Genomic DNA, 18,646 nt, shown 5'->3' on the forward strand with positions numbered 1-18,646 from the left:
GGTCTAACTGCCCCGTAACCCGCTCCGACTACGCATACGCTGACCACACCATTACGGAGACCCCGGAGATTACGGTGCAATTCCACGACTCGATGATCAGCCTCGTCGGCAACACCCCGCTGGTGAAGCTCAACAACGTCACAGCGGGCATTCAGGCGACCGTCCTGGCCAAGGTCGAGTACTTCAACCCCGGCGGCTCGGTCAAGGACCGGATCGCCCTGCGGATGATCGAGGCGGCGGAGCAGAGCGGCGCGCTCAGGCCCGGCGGCACCATCGTCGAGCCCACGTCGGGCAACACCGGCGTCGGCCTGGCGATCGTGGCCCAGCAGAAGGGCTACAAGTGCATCTTCGTCTGCCCCGACAAGGTGTCCCTCGACAAGATCAACGTGCTGCGCGCGTACGGTGCCGAGGTCGTCGTCTGCCCCACGGCCGTCGACCCCGAGCACCCGGACTCGTACTACAACGTCTCCGACCGGCTCGTCCGTGAGACGCCCGGCGCGTGGAAGCCCGACCAGTACTCCAACCCGAACAACCCGCGCTCCCACTACGAGACCACCGGTCCCGAGCTGTGGGCGCAGACGGACGGGCGGATCACCCACTTCGTGGCGGGCGTCGGCACCGGCGGCACCATCTCCGGCACCGGCAACTACCTCAAGGAGGCCAGCGGCGGGGCCGTCCGGGTCATCGGCGCCGACCCCGAGGGCTCCGTGTACTCCGGCGGCTCCGGGCGGCCGTACCTGGTCGAGGGCGTCGGCGAGGACTTCTGGCCCACCGCCTACGACCGGAACGTCACCGACCGGATCGTCGCCGTGTCCGACAAGGACTCCTTCCAGATGACCCGCCGCCTCGCCAAGGAGGAGGGCCTCCTCGTCGGCGGCTCCTGCGGCATGGCCGTCGTGGCCGCCCTGGAGGTCGCCAGGGAGCTGGGCCCCGACGACGTCGTCGTGGTGCTGCTGCCGGACTCCGGCCGCGGCTACCTGTCGAAGATCTTCAACGACGAGTGGATGGCCGACTACGGCTTCCTGGAGAACACCACCTCCGCCACCGTCGCCGACGTGCTCCGTCACAAGGAGGGCGTCATGCCCTCGCTCGTCCACATGCACCCGGACGAGACGGTCGGCCAGGCGGTCGAGGTGCTGCGCGAGTACGGGGTCTCCCAGATGCCCATCGTGAAGCCGGGCGCCGGTCACCCGGACGTCATGGCCGCCGAGGTCATCGGCTCGGTCGTCGAGCGCGAGCTGCTCGACGCGCTCTTCACCCAGAAGGCGGCCCTGGACGACCCGCTGGAGGACCACATGAGCCGCCCGCTGCCGCAGGTCGGCTCCGGCGAGCCGGTCGCCGACCTGATGTCCGTCCTCGGCGACGCCGCCGACGCGGCGATCGTCCTGGTCGAGGGCAAGCCCACCGGCGTCGTCAGCCGCCAGGACCTGCTGGCCTTCCTGGCCAACGGGGGCGGGAAGAAGTAGCGGCCGCCGCCGGGTGGGCGGGGGCCGCCCGGGGCGTCCGCCCGTCCTCACGACGGCGTCGGGCGCCCGCCCCTGCCGCTGACGGGCCGGGCGGGGCACCCGCACGCTGCCGGAGAGGCCGGTGCGCCTCCCCGGGGCGGCGGCGGGCCCGGGCCCGCGCGGCCGAGACCCGGTCCACCGGCCGGGGCCACGGCCCCCGGTCCCGTTCGTCCAACCGGTACGAGCACGACACGTTCGCGCAGCACCGGCTTAACACGCGTCGGGCAGATTGGTGGTCGTCGGCGTCACGGACTTCCGGAGCGGCTCCCGGACCTCCCGACGACGCCACGGACGCGGAGACCGGCCCTGACCCGGGCCCGTGTCCCCGCGGGGACCGCCGTCGTCCCGCCCCCCGGCCCGCCGGGGGTGCGGCGGTCCCCGCGCAAGCTTCCAGGCACTCCGGGCCCCTCGCGTCACGCGGGGGGCCCGGAGTCGTCTCCGGTCCCGCTCGCCTCCGCCGTCTCCGGCCGGGGCGCCCCTCCACCGTCTCCGGTCCGGCGCCCCGCCGCCGGGTCCGGTCCGGACGCGCCCCCCGGCCGGGGCGCCCCGGCTCCGCGCCTCCCGCGCGGGCTGGTCGCCGCCTCCCGCTGCTGCATATCCTCATACAGAGTCATTCGAGGGTGAATAAATGAAGGGGGCCGCATGAGCGACAGCCCGGCCGGCCGGCTCCAGGGGCTCTTCGAGGGGCACCGGCTGACACCGACGCAGCGGCGGATCGCGCACTGCATGGTGCGGCGCGCCGCCGACGTGCCGTTCCTGTCGAGCGTCGAGCTCGCCGAGCTCGCCGGGGTCAGCCAGCCCTCCGTCACCCGTTTCGCCGTCGCCCTCGGGTTCGACGGCTACCCGGCGCTCCGGCGCCATCTGCGCGAGGTCTCCCCGCCCGGGTCCGACAGCGCGGAGGGCGAGGGGGCGGGCCTCAACGAGTACCAGCAGGCCGTCCTCGCCGAGATCGAGAACCTCCGGCACCTCGCCGTGCTCCTCGCCGACCCCGCGCCCGTCGAGCGGGCCGGGCGGCTCCTCGCGGGCTCCCGGCCGCTGCTCGTCCTCGGGCTGCGGGCCGCCTCCTCGCAGGCGCGCGGCTTCGCCTACTTCGCCGCCAAGGTGCACCCCGACGTACGGCTCCTCGACGAGGGCGGGTCGATGCTCACGGACCGCGTCGACGCGGCCGTACGGGCCGGGGCCACGGCCCTGCTCTGTTTCGCGCTGCCCCGGCACCCCCGGGAGGTCGTCGAGGCGCTGGAGTACGCGCGGGCGGCCGGGCTCACGGTCGTGACCGTCGCCGAATCGGCGTTCGCGCCCGTCGCCGCCCACAGCGACCTGCTGATCCCGGCGGCCGTCGGCACCGGGCTCGCCTTCGACACGGCCTGCGCGCCGATGCTGCTCGGCCGGGTCCTCCTGGAGGCGATGGCCGACGAACTCCCCGACGCGCAGGCGCGGCTGGAGGAGTTCGACGCCAAGGCGGCGGCCCGGGGCCTGTTCGTCGAGTAGCGGAGCCGGGTGGCGGAGCCGAGCAGCGGGGTCGAGCGGCGGAGCCGGTGGCCGAACCGGGCGGCGGAGTCGCCCGGCGGAGGGCGCGGGCGGAGGTCAGATCTCCAGCTCGGCCTCGATCTTCTTCAGCTGGTGGCGGGCCATCGCCAGGTTCGCGCGCTCCTTGTCCAGGGCCAGGTACAGGAACAGGCCGTTCGTGTTGCGGCCCCGGAGCAGCCGGATCAGGTGGTACTGGCGGCCGAGGGTGATGAGTATGTCCTCGATCTCCTCGCCGAGGCCCAGCATCTCCATCGCCCGGACCTTGGCGCGGACCACGTCGGTGTTGCCCGCCGCGGCGATGTTCAGGTCGAGTTCCTTGCCGCCGCCGATGGTGCCGAGCGCCATGCCGCTCGTGTAGTCGACGAGGGCCGCGCCGATGGCGCCGTCGATCGCGGTGGCTTCCTTGAGCGAGGTCTCGGTGTTCGCCATGGTGTCGTACTTCTTCCTTCTCGGTGTACGGGTTCGCTTGCTGCGTTTCAGTTCGGTTCCCGGCGTTCCAGGGCGCCGTCGACGAGTTCGCCGATCCGGCCGCTGGACCTGCGGGCCTCCAGATGGAGCCGCCCCACGTTGATCCGGGGCTCCGCGAGGAGGGTGAGGACCGCCGAGGCGCCCGCCGCGTAGGTGGCCACATAGCCGCTGTCGCCCCGGACGAGCAGTTCGCGGAAGCCGCCCTTGCCGGTGGAGGCGGTCAGCCGCTGGCCGACGCCGAGGGCCGCCGCCGTCAGCGCGGCCACGCTCTCGGCGGCGCCGTCCACGGTGTCGTGGGCGAGCACGAGCCCGTCGGCGCTGGCCGCGAGCGCCCCGGTCAGCTGGGGCAGCCGGGCCCGGAGCCTCCTGAGCTCGCCGAGCACCTCGGCTTCTGCGGTCATGAGCTGTTTCCTTTCGGCGCGCAGGCGCAGGGCACGCCTCATCACGGGTGTGCCTCCAGGGCGTCACGGAGCCGGCGCAGCAGGGCGATGTCGGGATCGGCCACCGGCACCGGGCCCGGTAAGGAGACCGGGGGCGGTGCCGGTACGGGGTCGAGCGGGGTCTCGACGAGTCCCGCGGCGGCGAGGCGGCGGACGTCGAGGAGGGTGTGGAAGGCGGGCCGTCCGAGCAGCCGGGCCAGTTCCGCCGGGGTGAGCCGTCCGTCGGCGGCGGCGAGCAGGGCGCGCTGGCGGCTTCCCACGGTCTGGCCGGGGGCGGCGGGGCGGGGCACGACGGGGGCGGTGTCGACGGAGCCGTACGGCCAGACGGCGTCGAGGAGTTCGCGGCGGCGGACCGTCTCGCGTCCGACGGCCTCGGCGGAGACCGGCCGCACCGTGCCGAACCAGTGCCCGACCCCGTACCGGAAGCGGGTCGGTCCGCTGGCGGGGGAGAGGGCGAAGAAGGCGGCGTCGAAGACCGCGCCGAGGTGGCAGATCTCCAGTTCGCCGTCGTGGAGCCGTCCGCTGTCGACGAGGAAGCGGCCGACCGCGCGGCGGGCCCCGGCCCGGTCGACGGCCTCGTCCCAGTTCTCGCGGGGCAGCCGTCCGCCGGTGGTGAGGAGGACGTCGACGCCGGGGGAGACGGGGCTCTCGGCGTGCACGACGTGTCCGTCGACGAGGTAGAGGGTGCCGTGGTCGCGCAGGAGGGCGCCGGTGGCCCGCTCGGCGGCGAGCCGCACCAGCATGGGGGAGACCGGGGAGGGGGCGGCGACGGCGCTCATCCGAGGACCAGCCTCTCGGCCATGTCCCGGAGCCGGATGCGGGCGAGGGCCAGGTTGCCGGTGTCGCGGTCGAGCCAGAGGTGGAGGAAGACACTGCTGTCGAAGGAGGTCTCGACGAAGCGGATCACGTGGTACCCGGCGCGGGTGGTGACGATCAGGTCCTCGACCTGCGGCCCGTCGGACGGGGTGTCGCCGGGGGCGGCGAAGGTGTCGAACTCGGCTGCGGAACGGGCGAGTTCGGCGGTCTCGGCGGCCGTGGTCTCATGGTCCCCGACCGGTGACTCGCCCGCCGTGCCGAGGGCGAGGCCGCTGGTCCAGTCGACCAGGGAGGCGCCGCGGGCGCCGGGCAGGGTCATGGCCTCCGTCAGGCACTCGTCGATTCCGGGCACACGGATTCCCCTCCCGATGCGGCGTGCGAACGTGCGGCAGTGACGGTGACGTTACTGAACGCAGCGCCGAGGGGAAGGTGTTCCGGCATTTTCCATCGGAACATGCCGGTGTCTGTGGGAAATTGACCCGGAACGTACGCGGGGCCTGCGGCGGGCTGCGGGCGGCGGACGGCGCGGTCCGGCGCGCGGTCTGTCGCGGTCGGTCGTGGTCGGGGTCGGGGTCGGGGTCGTGTTCTGCGGGCGGGCCGCGGGGCCCCGCCCCTACTCCCCTGCTCCCGGCCCCCCGGCGGGAACCCGGAGCGCACCGGCCTCCGGCCTCCCGCCGGGCCCCGCCCGGCCCCGTCAGGTCCGGTTCTCCACCGCCCGGGCCAGCTCCGTCAGGTCCTTCGTGAGGGCCTTCGCCACGGCCTTCGCGCCGAGGCGGGCGGTCAGCCGGGCCAGGAGTCCGGGGGCGCGGCCGTCGGCGGGCCGGGCGGAGAAGGCCATCCGCAGGGTGGTGCCGCCCGTGCCGTCCGGGGCGAGGGTCAGCTCGGAGACGTACCGCATCCCGTGCGAGGCGGCGGTGGTGACGTACCGGTCGGGGGGCTCGCAGTCGGTGACGGTCATCTCCTCGGTGGCCTCCCGGCCCAGCATCCGGCGGGTCTCGCGCCAGCGCGTGCCCACGCCGAAGCCGCCCTCGGTGAGCACCTCCACCCGCTGGACGCCCGACAGGACGCGGGGCAGCGCGGGCAGATCGGTGATCGACTCCCAGACGCGTCCGGGCGAGGCGGCGACCCGGCGCTCGACGACGACGGAGGTGGTGTCCGTACCGGTTGCGGTCATGGCTTCCATGGAAGCGGGGCCGCGCGGCGGGCGCTACCCGACGGGCCGGTCCGTCCGCCGCAGCAGGGCGTCCGCGTGCCCGCCGCCGGACTCGGCGACGATCTCCGCGAGCGTCTGGGCGTCCCGTACGACGGTGAACGTCACGCCGCCGTCCCCGTCCGTGGTGAAGCCGTGGACGGCGGGCCGGGGCAGGCTGTTGTACGCGTAGTGGTGGGCGAAGTAGTAGGCGCCGGTGTCCGGGACGGCCACGACGTCGCCGGGGTGGAGCAGCGGCAGGGCGCGCCCGGTGGCGAGCAGGTCCCCGGCGAAGCAGGCGGGGCCCGCGACGTCCTGGACGGTGACGTCCCCGGTGCGGGGGCGGCCCCCGGCGTCGTAGGCGAGGACGCGCAGCGGCCAGGACTCGGGGGCGTAGACCGTACGGGTGGCGAGCTGGACGCCCGCGTGGGTGACGGCGACGGCGCGGCCCCCGGAGGTCTTGGTGTACTCCACCCGGGCAAGGACCGTGCCGTGCTTGGCGAGCAGGGAGCGGCCGAACTCGGTGACCAGCCGGTAGCGGCCGTCGAAGAGGCCGGGGACGGTGTCGGCGAGCAGCCGCGCGTACGCGGCGTACGTCGGCGTCTCCTCGTCGGAGCCGAAGTCGACCGGAAGCCCGCCGCCGATGTCGAGGGTGTCGATCTGGGGCCGTCCGGCCGCCCGGTTGATCTCCTCGGCGAGCGCGTACGTCTCCCCGACGCCCTCGGCCATCAGGGCGAGCGGGACGCCCTGGGAGCCGGTGTGGACGTGCAGCCGGGTCAGCCGGGGGCGGTCGAGGAAGGCGCGGACGACGGTCTCGCGGGAGCCTTCGTCGCGGAGTGCCACACCGAACTTCGAGGTGGCGGTCGCGGTCGAGAGGGCGCCGATGGAACCGGCTCCGACCTGCGGGTTCACCCGGAGCCCCAGGGGTGAGGCGGTGGGTGCGGAGGCGATGAGGGCGTCGAGCCTCCCCAGTTCCTGGAGGTTGTCCGCGTTGACGGCGATGCCGAGGGCGAGGGCCTCGCGCAGCTCGGCGGGGGTCTTCGCGGGGGAGTCGAGGACGGTGTGGCCGGGCGGGATCCCGGCGGCGCGGGCGAGGGCGAGTTCGCCGGGGCTGGCGACCTCGGCACCGAGTCCGGCCTCGTGGAGCAGCCGCAGCACGGGGACGAGGGGGCAGGCCTTGACGGCGAAGGCGTGCAGGACGGGGGCGTCGGTGACGGCGGCGAAGGCGCTGGTCAGGGCGGCGACGGAGGCGCGGATGCCCTCGGTGTCGAGGAGGGCGACGACCGGTTCGGCGGCGGAGAGGAGCCCTTGGTCGACGGAGGCTCGTACGGCGAGGTCGCGACGGGAGGAGGCCATGGGGCCCATCCCACCACCCCGGCGCGCGGGGGCGGGCGCCCCCGCCCTGTTGACTACAACTATTCATGCCGCCAGGATGTGAATATCAAGCGACATTCGAGGAGGCACCCGCCATGTCAGGACCCCGCCCCGTACGGGCCCCGCGCGGTACGGAACTGAGCGCCCTGGGATGGCAGCAGGAGGCCGCCCTCCGGATGCTCCAGAACAACCTGGACCCCGAGGTCGCCGAGCACCCCGACAAGCTCGTCGTCTACGGCGGCACCGGCAAGGCGGCCCGCGACTGGCGCTCCTACGACGCCATGGTCCGCACCCTGCGCACCCTCAAGCAGGACGAGACGATGCTCGTCCAGTCCGGCCGCCCCGTCGGTGTCATGCAGACCCACGAATGGGCCCCTCGCGTCCTCATCGCCAACTCCAACCTGGTCGGCGACTGGGCCAACTGGGAGGAGTTCCGGCGCCTGGAACAGCTCGGCCTCACCATGTACGGCCAGATGACCGCCGGATCGTGGATCTACATCGGCACCCAGGGCATCCTCCAGGGCACCTACGAGACCTTCGCCGCCGTCGCCGCGAAGAAGTTCGGCGGCACCCTCGCCGGGACCATCACCCTGACCGCCGGACTCGGCGGCATGGGCGGTGCCCAGCCCCTCGCCGTCACCATGAACGACGGCGTCGCGATCTGCATCGACGTCGACCCCCGCGCCATCGAGCGCCGTATCGAGCACCGCTACCTGGACGTGCGGGCCGACAGCCCCGCCCACGCCCTCGCGCTCGCCACCGAGGCCCGCGACGCCCGCCGCCCGCTCTCCATCGGCCTCCTCGGCAACGCCGCCGAACTGCTGCCCCGGATGCTGGCCGAGGGCGCCCCGATCGACATCGTCACCGACCAGACGAGCGCCCACGACCCGCTCGCCTACCTCCCCGTCGGCGTCGCCTTCGAGGACATGGCGGACGCCGCCGCCAAGGACCCGGCCGGATTCACCACCCGCGCCCGCGAGTCCATGGCCCGGCACGTCGAGGCCATGGTCGGCTTCATGGACGCCGGGGCCGAGGTCTTCGACTACGGCAACTCCATCCGGGGCGAGGCCCAGCTCGCGGGCTACGACCGGGCGTTCGCCTTCCCCGGCTTCGTCCCCGCCTACATCCGCCCCCTCTTCTGCGAGGGCAAGGGCCCCTTCCGCTGGGCCGCCCTCTCCGGCGAGGCGTCGGACATCCACAAGACCGACAAGGCGATCCTGGAGCTCTTCCCCGAGAACGAGTCCCTGCACCGCTGGATCAAGCTCGCCGGGGAACGCGTCCACTTCCAGGGCCTGCCCGCCCGCATCTGCTGGCTCGGCTACGGCGAACGCGACCGCGCGGGCGAACGCTTCAACGACATGGTGGCCTCCGGCGAACTCGCCGCGCCCCTCGCCATCGGCCGCGACCACCTCGACTGCGGCTCGGTCGCCTCCCCGTACCGCGAGACCGAGGCCATGCTCGACGGCTCCGACGCCATCGCCGACTGGCCCCTCCTCAACGCCATGGTCAACGTCGCCTCCGGCGCCTCCTGGGTCTCCCTCCACCACGGCGGCGGCGTCGGCATGGGCCGCTCGATCCACGCCGGCCAGGTCACCGTCGCCGACGGCACCCCGCTCGCCGGGGAGAAGATCCGCCGCGTCCTCACCAACGACCCCGGCATGGGTGTCATCCGGCACGTCGACGCGGGCTACGACACCGCCGCCGACGTCGCCGCCGAGAAGGGCGTCCGCGTCCCGATGCGCGAGGGCGGCGAGGGCGCGGGGCCCGGCGAAGGCTCCGCCTCCGGTTCCGGGGAAGGCGCCGCGTGAGCGAGAGCTTCCACGCCATGTGGCGGTCGCTGCGGCCCCTCGGCCGCAGCGCCGCCACCGGCGGCTACCGGCGCTACGCCTGGACCGACGCCGACGCCGACGTGCGCCTCTGGTTCCGGATGCAGGCCGAGGCCCGCCGCCTCGACGTCGAGACCGACCGCAACGGCAACCAGTGGGCCTGGCTCGGCGACCCCACCGCGGGCGACGCCGTCGTCACCGGCTCCCACCTCGACTCCGTCCCCGACGGCGGCGCCTTCGACGGCCCCCTCGGTGTCGTCTCCGCCTTCGCCGCCCTCGACGAACTCCGCGCCCGGGGCGTCACCTTCCGGCGCCCCCTCGCCATCACCAACTTCGGCGACGAGGAGGGCGCCCGCTTCGGCCTCGCCTGCGTCGGCTCCCGCCTCACCGCCGGACAGCTGACGAAGGAGAAGGCGTACGAGCTCCGCGACGCCTCCGGCACCAGCCTCCCGCAGGCCATGGAGGCCGCCGGGCACGACCCTTCGGCGATCGGCCCCGACCCCGAACGCCTCGCCCGGGTCGGCGCCTTCGTCGAACTCCACGTGGAACAGGGCCGGGCCCTCGACCTCTCCGGGGACCCCGTCGGCATCGCCTCCTCCATCTGGCCGCACGGCCGCTGGCGGTACGACTTCGCGGGCGAGGCCAACCACGCGGGCACCACCCGGCTGGTGGACCGCCGCGACCCGATGCTCGGCTACGCGGAGACCGTCCTCGCCGCCCGCCGCGAGGCCGAACTCGCGGGCGCCGTCGCCACCTTCGGGAAGATCGCCGTCGAACCCAACGGCGTCAACGCCATCCCCTCCCTGGTCCGGGGCTGGCTCGACGCCCGCGCCGCCGACCAGGACTCCCTCGACACCGTCATCGCGGGCGTCGAGGCCGCCGCCCGCGAGCACGCCGCCCGGCACGGCGTCGACCTCACCGTGGTCCGCGAGTCCTTCACCCCCGTCGTGGACTTCTCGCACACCCTGCGCGACGAGCTGTCCCGCATCCTCGGCACCACCGGGAAGGTCCCCGTCCTCGGCACCGGCGCGGGACACGACGCGGGCATCCTGTCCGCGTCCGTCCCGACCGCCATGCTGTTCGTACGGAACCCGACCGGCGTCTCGCACTCCCCGGCCGAGTCCGCCGCCGAGGACGACTGCGTGGCAGGAGTCCTCGCACTCGCCGACGTACTGGAGGAGCTGGCGTGCCGCTGACGACCTACTGGCTGGAACACGCCTGGCTCGACACCCATGTCGAGCCGGGCGTCGCCCTGGACGTGAACGCCGAGGGCCGCGTCGAGGCGGTCCGGACGGGCGTCGACGCCCCGCCCCCGGGCGCCGAGATCCTGCGCGGGCTGACGGTCCCGGGCCTCGCCAACACCCACTCGCACGCCTTCCACCGCGCCCTGCGCGGCATCGTGCAGGTCGGCAGCGGCACCTTCTGGACCTGGCGCGAGACCATGTACACCGTCGCCCAGCGCCTCACCCCCGACAGCTACTTCGCCCTCGCCCGCGCGGTCTACGCCGAGATGGCCCTCGCGGGCATCACCGCCGTCGGAGAGTTCCACTACCTCCACCACGCGCCCGGCGGCACCCCCTACGCCGACCCCAATGCCATGGGCGAGGCCCTGATCGCCGCCGCCGCCGACGCGGGCATCCGCATCACCCTCCTCGACACCGCCTACCTCTCCTCCGGCTTCGGCGCCGCCCCCGAACCCCACCAGCTCCGCTTCACCGACGGCACCGCCGACGCCTGGGCCGAACGGGTGAGCGCCCTGAAGGAACGCGACGGCGTACGCGTCGGGGCGGCGATCCACTCCGTACGGGCCGTCCCCGCCGGCCAGCTCGCCACCGTCGCCGACTGGGCCCGGGAACGCCGGGCCCCCCTCCACGTCCACCTCTCGGAACAGACCGCCGAGAACGACGCCTGCCTCGCCGCCCACGGCATGACCCCCACCCAGCTGCTCGCCGAGCACGGCGTCCTCGGCGCCCGCACCACCGGCGTCCACAACACCCACCTGACCGCGGGGGACATCGCCCTCATCGGCTCCTCGGGCACCGGCACCTGCATGTGCCCCACCACCGAACGCGACCTCGCCGACGGCATCGGCCCCGCCGTCGCCCTCCAGAACGCGGGCTCCCCGCTCTCCCTGGGCAGCGACAGCCACGCCGTCGTCGACCTCCTCGAAGAGGCACGGGCCATGGAGCTGAACGAGCGGCTGCGCACCCGGACCCGGGGGCACTGGACCGCCGCCGCCCTGCTGCGCGCCGCCACCGCCGACGGCCACGCCGCCCTCGGCAGGCCCGACACGGGCAGCCTCACCCCCGGCGCCCCCGCCGACCTCACCACGATCGCCCTCGACTCGGTCAGGACAGCGGGACCGGTACCGCGTCTGGCAGCCGAGACGGCGGTGTTCGCCGCGTCAGCGGCGGACGTGCGGCACACGGTCGTCGGCGGCCGTCATGTCGTCCGGGACGGGGCGCACGCGACCGTACCCGACGTGGCCGCCGCCCTCGCGGACTCGATCGCCGCCCTGCGCGGCTGAAGGAGACACCCCTCACCATGAACACCGGCCCCGCGGCGAGGAACAACCCGGCGGCGACCTCCGCCCCCACCAGCGCGAACAGCACCGTGGCGACGCCCGCCACCGCCATCGTCAACATCGCCAGTCTCGTCACCAACGATCCCTCCCTCGGTGATGGATCCCCCCTGGGCCTGATCCAGGACGCGGCCGTCGTCATCGAGGGCGACCGGGTCGTCTGGGTCGGTGGATCCAGCAAAGCACCCGCCACCGACAACCGGATCGACGCCGGAGGCCGGGCCGTGCTCCCCGGCTTCGTCGACTCCCACTCCCACCTCGTCTTCGCGGGCGACCGCACCGCCGAGTTCAACGCCCGGATGTCCGGCCAGGCGTACCGGGCGGGCGGCATCCGCACGACGGTCGCCGCGACCCGCGCCGCCTCCGACGCCGACCTGGAACGCAACCTCACCCGCTACCTCGACGAGGCCCTCCGCCAGGGCACCACCACCTTCGAGACCAAGTCCGGCTACGGCCTCACCGTCGAGGACGAGGCCCGCTCCCTGCGCATCGCCGCCGCCCACACCGACGAGGTCACCTACCTGGGCGCGCACATCGTCTCCCCGGACCACGCCGACGACCCGGCCGCCTACGTCGAGCTGGTGACCGGCGAGATGCTCGACGCCTGCGCCCCGTACGCCCGCTGGATCGACGTCTTCTGCGAGAAGGGCGCCTTCGACGGCGACCAGGCCCGCGCGATCCTCACCGCGGGCCGGGCGAAGGGACTCCACCCCCGGGTGCACGCCAACCAGCTCACCTACGGCCCCGGCGTCCAGCTGGCGGTGGAACTGGACGCGGCCAGCGCCGACCACTGCACCCACCTCACCGACGCCGACGTGGACGCGCTGGCCTCGGGCAGTACCGTCGCCACGCTCCTGCCGGGGGCGGAGTTCTCCACCCGGGCGCGGTGGCCGGACGCCCGCCGCCTCCTCGACGCGGGCGTGACGGTCGCCCTCTCCACGGACTGCAACCCGGGCTCCTCCTTCACGTCCTCCGTCCCCTTCTGCATCGCCCTCGCGGTCCGGGACATGGGCATGACCCCCGACGAGGCGGTCTGGTCGGCCACGGCGGGCGGCGCGGCGGCCCTGCGCCGCACCGACATCGGCCGCCTCGCCCCCGGCGCGCGGGCCGACCTCACCGTCCTGGACGCCCCGTCCCCCGTCCACCTGGCCTACCGGCCGGGCGTCCCCCTGGTGACCCAGGTGTGGCGGGCGGGGAAGCGGGTCGTCTGACGACGGCCGGACCCGCCCCGGCGGGCCGCCCGAACCTGGCCCGGTGACCCCCGGACCGGGTCCGGTGGGCCCCGATCAGGCCCGGTGGGACAGGACGTTGACGACCCTGCCGTCCGGGTCCCGTACGAAGAAGCGGCGCACGCCCCACTCCTCGTCCGTCAGCGGGTGCACGATCTCCGCCCCGGCCGCCCGGACCGTCTCGTACACCGCGTCCACGTCCGTCACCTCCACGCTCAGGTCCGGCACCACCGGGGCCGTCAGGTCCCGGGTCATCAGACTGATCTGGGCCGTGGGCGCGGACGGCGAGGCCAGCGTCCTGATCCAGCCGTGGTCCATGACCTCCTCGAAACCGAGCAGCCCGTAGAAGCCGCCGGTCCGCTCGGGGGACGCGGTGCGGAGGTTGGGCACAGCACGCCGGACGGTCATTGCGGGCTCCCGGGGGTGGGCGGCGGAGGTCGTACACGGGATTCTCCCGCCGCGCGTCCGCCGCCGTCAGGATCCACCGCCGTCAGGATCCGGGGCCGTACGCATCCAGGGCCGTACGCATCGGGGCCATACGGATCCAGGGCCGTACGGGCTCTCCACCGCACGGCTCTCCACCGCGCGGACTCACCGGAGCACGGACTCACCACCGCACGGGCAGCTCCAGCGGATGGCGCCAGATCGACGTCGTGTTCCAGCGGACGTCCTCCTTCGGCACCGCCAGCGCGAGGTCCGGGAAGTGCCGCAGCAGGGTGCCGATGGCCACCTCCAGCTCCATGGCGGCGAGGGGGAAGCCCAGACAGTGGTGGGAGCCCCAGCCGAAGGCCATGTGCGGCGGCGCCTTGCGGTCCAGGTCCAGCTCGTCCGGCCGCTCGAACTTGCGCTCGTCACGGTTGGCCGTCAGATACGAGACGTGCACCACGTCACCGGCCTTGATGTCGACGCCGCTCAGCGTCACGTCCTCCAGGGCGACGCGCGGAATGCCGACGCCCTTGCGGAAGGGGGTGAACCGCAGCAGCTCCTCCAGCATCTCCGGGATCTTCTCGGGCCGTTCCCGCAGCGCCGCCGCCACCTCCGGCCGGGTGAGCAGGGTGTAGAAGATGTTGCCGAGCATGTACGAGGTGGTGTCCTGGCCGGTGACGAGCAGGACCATCGCCATCACCGACAGCTCCTCGTCGCTGAGGATCTCGTCGCCGTCCCGGGCCTGGCACAGCGTGCTGATCAGGTCGTCACCGGGCTCCACCCGCCGCCGGGCGGTCAACGCGTCGAAGTAGGAGCGGAGTTCGGCCTTGGCCTCGGCCGCCGCCTCCCGGCCGTTCGCGCCGACGCTCACCATGACGGCGGCGTTGCGGCGCAGCCGGGTCCGGTCGGCCTCGGGGATGTCGATGATCTCGCAGATCGTCGTCAGGGGCAGCGGTGAGGCCACGTGCCCGAACAGGTCGGCGGGCGGCCCCTGCTTCTCCATCCGGTCCAGCAGGTCGTCCACGACGTGCTGGACGCGGACCCGCATCCGGTCCACCTGGCGCGGCGCGAAACCCTTGGCGACGAGGCTGCGCAGCCTGGTGTTGGCGGGCGGGTCCATCACATGGATGGCCTCGGCCTGGATGATCGGCTCCGGCGTCATCCGGGGGTAGTCACGGCCGACGATCGCGGCCCGGCTGAAGCGCCGGTCGGTGGTGACCGTCCGGACGTCCTCGTAACGGGTGACGAGCCATGCCTCGCCCGCCCCGTACGACATCCGGACGCGGGCCACGGGATCCTCCGTGAGGATCCGCTTGAGCTGGGGGTCGAACTCCATGGCGTCGGCGAAGTCGAAGGGGCAGGACCATACGTCGGGTTCCATCGGGGTGGCGCTCCAGTGCTCCGGGTGGGGGATGCCGGGGACCCGGGCGGGAATCCGGCGCGAGCTGCACGAATGCCCGGTTTTCCGCCCGGGTAAGTGCCCTCGCGCCCTAATCCGCTCGAAGGGGTGGCGCCCGTCGGGCGGCCTTGCCGCCTCCGCTCGCCCGCTCCGTCCCCGCACCGGCAGGTCACGGAAAGGCGGGGATCACCTGCCCCGGCGGGCGGCGGGCGGGTACCGTCCTGTCCTGGCAGGACGCGGGGGAGACCGGGGGGTCGTCAGGTGAGCGCTGTCCGTGTGCGGATCGTGGGGGCGGGCGAGCTGGGTGCGCGCGAGATCGCGGCCTGGCGCGCGCTGCGGGCCGCGTCCGGGACGCCCGGGAACCCCTTCATGGAACCGGAGTTCACCCGGGAGGTCGCCCGGGTGCGGCCCCGGTCACGGGTCGCCGTCTGGTGGGAGGACGACGAACCCGTCGGCTTCTTCCCCTATGAGAAGGGCCCGTTGGGGCGGGGGCGGGCGATCGGCCTCGGTGTCTCCGACAGCCAGGGTGCCGTACTGCGGCCCGGTCTGCGGCCCGGCGCACGGGCCCTGCTGCGCCACTGCGGGCTCGTGGACTGGGAGTTCGACAACCTGGAGGACGGACAGCCCGTCTTCGAGGGCGCGGCCGTCGAGGCGTTCGCCTCGCCCGTGATCGACGTCGGCGCGGGGTACGCGGCCTACGAGGCCCTGCTGCGCGTCCGGTCGCCCACGTTCCTGCGGACCACCCTCGCCAAGGAACGCAGGCTCGGGCGGCAGACCGAAGGGAAGCTCCGGTTCGTCTTCGACGAGCGCGACCCGGCGGCCCTGCGCACCCTCATGGCGTGGAAGTCCGCGCAGTACCGCAGGACCGGCCGCCGCGACCGGTTCGCCGAGGAGTGGATCAGCGCCCTGGTCCGGGCGCTGCACGGGCTCACGGCGCCCGGCTGCTCCGGTGTCCTGTCCGTGCTGTACGCGGGGGAGCGGCCGGTCGCCGCGCACTTCGGGCTGCGGTCGGCGACCGTGCTGTCCTGCTGGTTCCCCGCGTACGACACCGAGTTCGCCAGGTTCTCGCCCGGTCTCGTGCTGCACCTGCGGATGGCGGAGGCCGCCGCCGCCGCCGGGATCGGGCTGCTCGACCTGGGGCGCGGCGACGCCGAGTACAAGGACGCCCTGAAGACGGGGGAGCTGACCGTGTACGAGGGGGCCGTCGTCCGGCCCGGGGCGCGGGCGGCGCTGCACTGGCTGCGCCGGGAGCCGCCCCGCCGGGCCCACGCCTTCGTCCGCGCCCGCCCGGCCCTCGCCGCCCGGGGCCGCACCACCCTCAACGCCCTCGCCCGGCTGAGGAAACCCCGTTGACGGACCGACGGCCCCGGCCGATCCCGCCACCGGGCCCGTGACCGGTCCTGCTCCGGCAGCCGGGCCCGCGACCGGTCCCGCTCCCGCCCCCGGGCCACCACCCGGTCCTGGTCCCGTTCCCCCACCCCCGCCCGGGCCCGCCCCGGCGGCCGGGGTCCGGCCCCGGGCCCGCCGTCTCCGCCGCCCCTTCCCGTCCGTGGAGTCACCGTCGATGAGCCGTTCCGGTCCCCGGCCGATGTCCGTCGTCGAGCTGGATCTCGACGGGCCCGACGGGGCCGTGCTCGGGTTCCGGGCCGTGCCCGGCGGGCCGCCGCCCGTCGTGCCCGGGGACGTCCTCGCGCTCGTACGGCTCCGGGGCCGTCCCGCCGCCACCGTCGTCGGGACGGTGGCCGGCGGCGAGGACCCCGCCGAGGTCCTCGCCGCCCTCGCCCGGCCCCGGCTCGCGGACGCCCGTACCCCCCGCACCGACGCCGAACGGCTCGCCGCCGCCCGTCCCGCCGACGACCTGGCCGTCCCGCCCCGCGCCTCCGTCGTGGTCGCCACCCGGGAGCGGACCGAGCGGCTCGCCCGCGCCCTCGACTCGCTCCTCGCGCAGGACCACCCGGACTTCGAGCTGATCGTCGTCGACAACGCGCCCCGCACCACCGGCACCCACGACCTGGTCACCCGGAGGTACGCCGACCGGGTCCGGTACCTCCGCGAGGACGTCCCCGGGCTCGCCGTCGCCCACAACACCGGGCTCGCCGCCGCCTCGGGCACCGTCGTCGCCTTCACCGACGACGACGTGATCGCCGACCCGCACTGGCTGACCGCGCTCACCCGCCCGTTCACGGACGACCCCGGTCTCGGCTGTGTGACCGGTCTGATCCTGCCCGCCCGGCTCGCCACCCCCGCGCAGGTCCTCCTCGAAGCGCACGGCGGCTTCGCGAAGGGCTTCGCGCCCCGGACGTACGACCCGGCACGGCCCCCCGCCGACGAGCCGCTGTTCCCCTTCACGGCGGGCGGTTTCGGCTCCGGCGCCAACATGGCGTTCCGCACCGAGGCGCTGCGCGGGGCGGGCGGCTTCGACCCGGCGACCGGCACCGGGACGGCGGCGAGGGGCGGCGACGACCTGTACGCCTTCGTGGCCGTCCTCGCCGCCGGACACCGCCTGCGGTACACCGCCGACGCACTGGTCTGGCACCACCACCGCGACACCTGGCAGGATCTGCGGAACCAGGCGTACGGCTACGGCGCGGGCCTCACCGCGTACCTCACCGCGATCCTGGTCCGCACCCCCCGGCTGCTGCCCGCGCTGCTCGCCAGGCTGCCGCGCGGCCTCGCCCACGCCCGGACGATGACCGCCCGGCGCGGCGCGGACCCCGGCGGCGGCGCGGTCCCCGGGGAGCACGGCGCCCACCGGCACCCCTGGCCCCGCAGCCTCTCCCGGCTGGAGCGGCGCGGGATGCTCTACGGGCCCGTCGGCTATCTGCGGACCCGCGCGACCGGCACGGCCCGCCCGAAGCGAGGAGACCGATGAGAGGGGCACCCCTCCCCACCCGCATACCCGTCCTCCTCTACCACGCGGTCATGCCGGACCCGCCCGACTGGATCGCCGAATTCACCGTCGAACCGGGGGAGTTCGGGCGGCAGCTCGACGCGGTCGCCGCCGCCGGACGCACCCCGATCACCGTCGGCACCCTCGTCGGGCACCTCACCGCCGGGACCCCGCTGCCGCCCCGGCCGGTCGTCCTCACCTTCGACGACGGCTTCGCGGACCTCGCCGGGCCGACCGCCGAGGCCCTGGCCTCCCGGAGCCTCCCGGCCACCGCCTACCTGACCACCGGGGCCCTCACCCCGGGCCTGCCCTGTCTGCTGCCGCCCGCGCCGATGATGACCCTCGCGCAGGTGCCGGGCCTGGAGCGGTACGGGATCGAGATCGGCGCCCACACCGCCACCCACCCGCAGCTCGACACCCTCCCGCCGGGCGCGCTCCGCCGCGAACTCCGCGACCCCAAAGCGCTTTTGGAGGACGTCGTCGGGCACGAGGTGCGCCATCTCGCCTATCCGCACGGCTACAACAGCCCCGCCGTCCGGCGGGCCGCGCGGGCCGCCGGATACGCGTCCGCCGTCGCCGTCCGGCACGCGCTCAGCTCCACGGCCGACGAACCCTTCCGGATCGCCCGGCTCATCGTCCGCCGGGGCCACACCGTCGCCGACGTGGAGCGGTGGATGGCGGGCCGGGGCGCGCGGGCCGCCCCGTACCCCGACTCGCTGCCGACCGTCGGCTGGCGCGCGTACCGCAGGGCCCGCGCCCTGGTGAAGGGCCGGGAGTTCGCGGGCTGAACCGATCGGCTCAGGGCCGGGTACGGGTCCTGCCCGCCGCACCGGAACACCGCACCGACCCACCGTGCGGGAACGCCGGAACACCGCATCACAGGACCGCATCACAGGACCGAGGCGCCGTCTCCCGCTCCACCGGGGGAGCCGGTGGGGGAGAGGGAACCGTGCAGCACCATGGGCCAGGACCGGTC

17 protein-coding genes are annotated in these 18,646 nt (G+C 74.5%); 9 read left to right on the top strand and 8 right to left on the bottom strand.

Annotated elements, in window-relative coordinates; translation table 11 throughout:
- Positions 1-74 precede the first annotated feature (74 nt).
- Both ACIRQY_RS27405 and ACIRQY_RS27410 read left to right on the top strand, forming a co-directional pair.
- Positions 75-1,466, top strand: coding sequence for a cystathionine beta-synthase (locus tag ACIRQY_RS27405; RefSeq protein WP_403930306.1), 1,392 nt, complete (start codon positions 75-77; stop codon positions 1,464-1,466).
- Positions 1,467-2,147: 681 nt separating this feature from the next.
- Positions 2,148-2,993 carry a MurR/RpiR family transcriptional regulator gene (locus tag ACIRQY_RS27410; protein ID WP_351791504.1) on the top strand — a complete coding sequence of 282 codons (846 nt, stop codon included), beginning with the start codon at positions 2,148-2,150 and terminating at the stop codon, positions 2,991-2,993.
- Between the two features lie 96 nt (positions 2,994-3,089).
- On the opposite strand, the gene ACIRQY_RS27415 is transcribed toward ACIRQY_RS27410, so the two are convergent.
- The 6 genes from ACIRQY_RS27415 to ACIRQY_RS27440 all read right to left on the bottom strand — a co-directional run bounded on the left by ACIRQY_RS27415 (position 3,090) and on the right by ACIRQY_RS27440 (position 7,310).
- Entirely contained in the window at positions 3,090-3,461 is a 372-nt protein-coding gene (locus ACIRQY_RS27415) for a hypothetical protein (RefSeq protein WP_351791506.1), read from the bottom strand.
- A gap of 47 nt (positions 3,462-3,508) precedes the next feature.
- Positions 3,509-3,943, bottom strand: a complete 435-nt coding sequence (locus ACIRQY_RS27420) for a roadblock/LC7 domain-containing protein (protein WP_351791509.1) — start codon at positions 3,941-3,943, stop codon at positions 3,509-3,511.
- Entirely contained in the window at positions 3,943-4,719 is a 777-nt protein-coding gene (locus tag ACIRQY_RS27425) for a transcriptional regulator (protein ID WP_351791511.1), read from the bottom strand. The genes ACIRQY_RS27420 and ACIRQY_RS27425 overlap by 1 nt, the downstream gene beginning before the upstream one ends.
- Positions 4,716-5,108, bottom strand: a complete 393-nt coding sequence (locus tag ACIRQY_RS27430) for a hypothetical protein (protein WP_351791514.1) — start codon at positions 5,106-5,108, stop codon at positions 4,716-4,718. The genes ACIRQY_RS27425 and ACIRQY_RS27430 overlap by 4 nt, the downstream gene beginning before the upstream one ends.
- Before the next feature lie 342 nt (positions 5,109-5,450).
- Positions 5,451-5,930: an SRPBCC family protein gene (locus tag ACIRQY_RS27435; protein ID WP_403930309.1), complete on the bottom strand. Its 480-nt coding sequence runs from the start codon at positions 5,928-5,930 to the stop codon at positions 5,451-5,453.
- 33 nt (positions 5,931-5,963) lie between these two features.
- Positions 5,964-7,310, bottom strand: coding sequence for a diaminopimelate decarboxylase (locus tag ACIRQY_RS27440; protein ID WP_403930311.1), 1,347 nt, complete (start codon positions 7,308-7,310; stop codon positions 5,964-5,966).
- 104 nt (positions 7,311-7,414) lie between these two features.
- On the opposite strand from ACIRQY_RS27440, the gene hutU reads away from it, so the two are divergent.
- Genes hutU through hutI form a run of 4 tightly spaced genes read left to right on the top strand, consistent with a single transcriptional unit; the run spans position 7,415 to position 12,937 of the window.
- A complete protein-coding gene (hutU, locus tag ACIRQY_RS27445) occupies positions 7,415-9,127 on the top strand; it encodes a urocanate hydratase (protein WP_403930313.1) in 1,713 nt (570 codons plus the stop codon).
- Between the two features lie 17 nt (positions 9,128-9,144).
- Entirely contained in the window at positions 9,145-10,341 is a 1,197-nt protein-coding gene (locus tag ACIRQY_RS27450; protein WP_351791666.1) for an allantoate amidohydrolase, read from the top strand.
- Positions 10,332-11,672, top strand: coding sequence for a formimidoylglutamate deiminase (locus ACIRQY_RS27455; RefSeq protein ID WP_403930314.1), 1,341 nt, complete (start codon positions 10,332-10,334; stop codon positions 11,670-11,672). The genes ACIRQY_RS27450 and ACIRQY_RS27455 overlap by 10 nt, the downstream gene beginning before the upstream one ends.
- 17 nt (positions 11,673-11,689) lie before the next feature.
- Positions 11,690-12,937: an imidazolonepropionase gene (gene hutI / locus ACIRQY_RS27460; RefSeq protein WP_351791527.1), complete on the top strand. Its 1,248-nt coding sequence runs from the start codon at positions 11,690-11,692 to the stop codon at positions 12,935-12,937.
- 75 nt (positions 12,938-13,012) lie between these two features.
- On the opposite strand, the gene ACIRQY_RS27465 is transcribed toward hutI, so the two are convergent.
- On the bottom strand, positions 13,013-13,363 hold the full coding sequence (locus ACIRQY_RS27465; RefSeq protein ID WP_351791530.1) for a VOC family protein: 351 nt from the start codon (positions 13,361-13,363) through the stop codon (positions 13,013-13,015).
- A gap of 199 nt (positions 13,364-13,562) precedes the next feature.
- Positions 13,563-14,762 carry a cytochrome P450 gene (locus ACIRQY_RS27470; protein WP_403930316.1) on the bottom strand — a complete coding sequence of 400 codons (1,200 nt, stop codon included), beginning with the start codon at positions 14,760-14,762 and terminating at the stop codon, positions 13,563-13,565.
- Positions 14,763-15,041: 279 nt separating this feature from the next.
- On the opposite strand from ACIRQY_RS27470, the gene ACIRQY_RS27475 reads away from it, so the two are divergent.
- From ACIRQY_RS27475 to ACIRQY_RS27485, 3 genes are all read left to right on the top strand, one after another.
- Positions 15,042-16,133: a GNAT family N-acetyltransferase gene (locus ACIRQY_RS27475; protein ID WP_403930317.1), complete on the top strand. Its 1,092-nt coding sequence runs from the start codon at positions 15,042-15,044 to the stop codon at positions 16,131-16,133.
- A 235-nt stretch (positions 16,134-16,368) separates the two neighbouring features.
- Positions 16,369-17,652, top strand: a complete 1,284-nt coding sequence (locus ACIRQY_RS27480) for a glycosyltransferase (protein WP_403930390.1) — start codon at positions 16,369-16,371, stop codon at positions 17,650-17,652.
- The gene (locus ACIRQY_RS27485; RefSeq protein WP_403930319.1) at positions 17,649-18,458 is read left to right on the top strand and encodes a polysaccharide deacetylase family protein; all 810 of its coding nucleotides are present in this window, start codon (positions 17,649-17,651) and stop codon (positions 18,456-18,458) included. The genes ACIRQY_RS27480 and ACIRQY_RS27485 overlap by 4 nt, the downstream gene beginning before the upstream one ends.
- Positions 18,459-18,646: the final 188 nt, after the last annotated feature.

The organism is Streptomyces sp. NPDC101490 (genome assembly GCF_044767145.1).
In the GTDB taxonomy this organism is placed as follows: domain Bacteria; phylum Actinomycetota; class Actinomycetes; order Streptomycetales; family Streptomycetaceae; genus Streptomyces.

Coding starts and splice junctions, on each gene's coding strand:
- ACIRQY_RS27410 (WP_351791504.1), top strand. CDS start 2,148: ATGAGCGACAGCCCGGCCGGCCGGCTCCAGGGGCTCTTCGAGGGGCAC.
- ACIRQY_RS27480 (WP_403930390.1), top strand. CDS start 16,369: ATGTCCGTCGTCGAGCTGGATCTCGACGGGCCCGACGGGGCCGTGCTC.
- ACIRQY_RS27415 (WP_351791506.1), bottom strand. CDS start 3,461: ATGGCGAACACCGAGACCTCGCTCAAGGAAGCCACCGCGATCGACGGC.
- hutU (WP_403930313.1), top strand. CDS start 7,415: ATGTCAGGACCCCGCCCCGTACGGGCCCCGCGCGGTACGGAACTGAGC.
- hutI (WP_351791527.1), top strand. CDS start 11,690: ATGAACACCGGCCCCGCGGCGAGGAACAACCCGGCGGCGACCTCCGCC.
- ACIRQY_RS27425 (WP_351791511.1), bottom strand. CDS start 4,719: ATGAGCGCCGTCGCCGCCCCCTCCCCGGTCTCCCCCATGCTGGTGCGG.
- ACIRQY_RS27440 (WP_403930311.1), bottom strand. CDS start 7,310: ATGGGCCCCATGGCCTCCTCCCGTCGCGACCTCGCCGTACGAGCCTCC.
- ACIRQY_RS27485 (WP_403930319.1), top strand. CDS start 17,649: ATGAGAGGGGCACCCCTCCCCACCCGCATACCCGTCCTCCTCTACCAC.
- ACIRQY_RS27450 (WP_351791666.1), top strand. CDS start 9,145: ATGTGGCGGTCGCTGCGGCCCCTCGGCCGCAGCGCCGCCACCGGCGGC.
- ACIRQY_RS27420 (WP_351791509.1), bottom strand. CDS start 3,943: ATGAGGCGTGCCCTGCGCCTGCGCGCCGAAAGGAAACAGCTCATGACC.
- ACIRQY_RS27435 (WP_403930309.1), bottom strand. CDS start 5,930: ATGACCGCAACCGGTACGGACACCACCTCCGTCGTCGTCGAGCGCCGG.
- ACIRQY_RS27465 (WP_351791530.1), bottom strand. CDS start 13,363: ATGACCGTCCGGCGTGCTGTGCCCAACCTCCGCACCGCGTCCCCCGAG.
- ACIRQY_RS27470 (WP_403930316.1), bottom strand. CDS start 14,762: ATGGAACCCGACGTATGGTCCTGCCCCTTCGACTTCGCCGACGCCATG.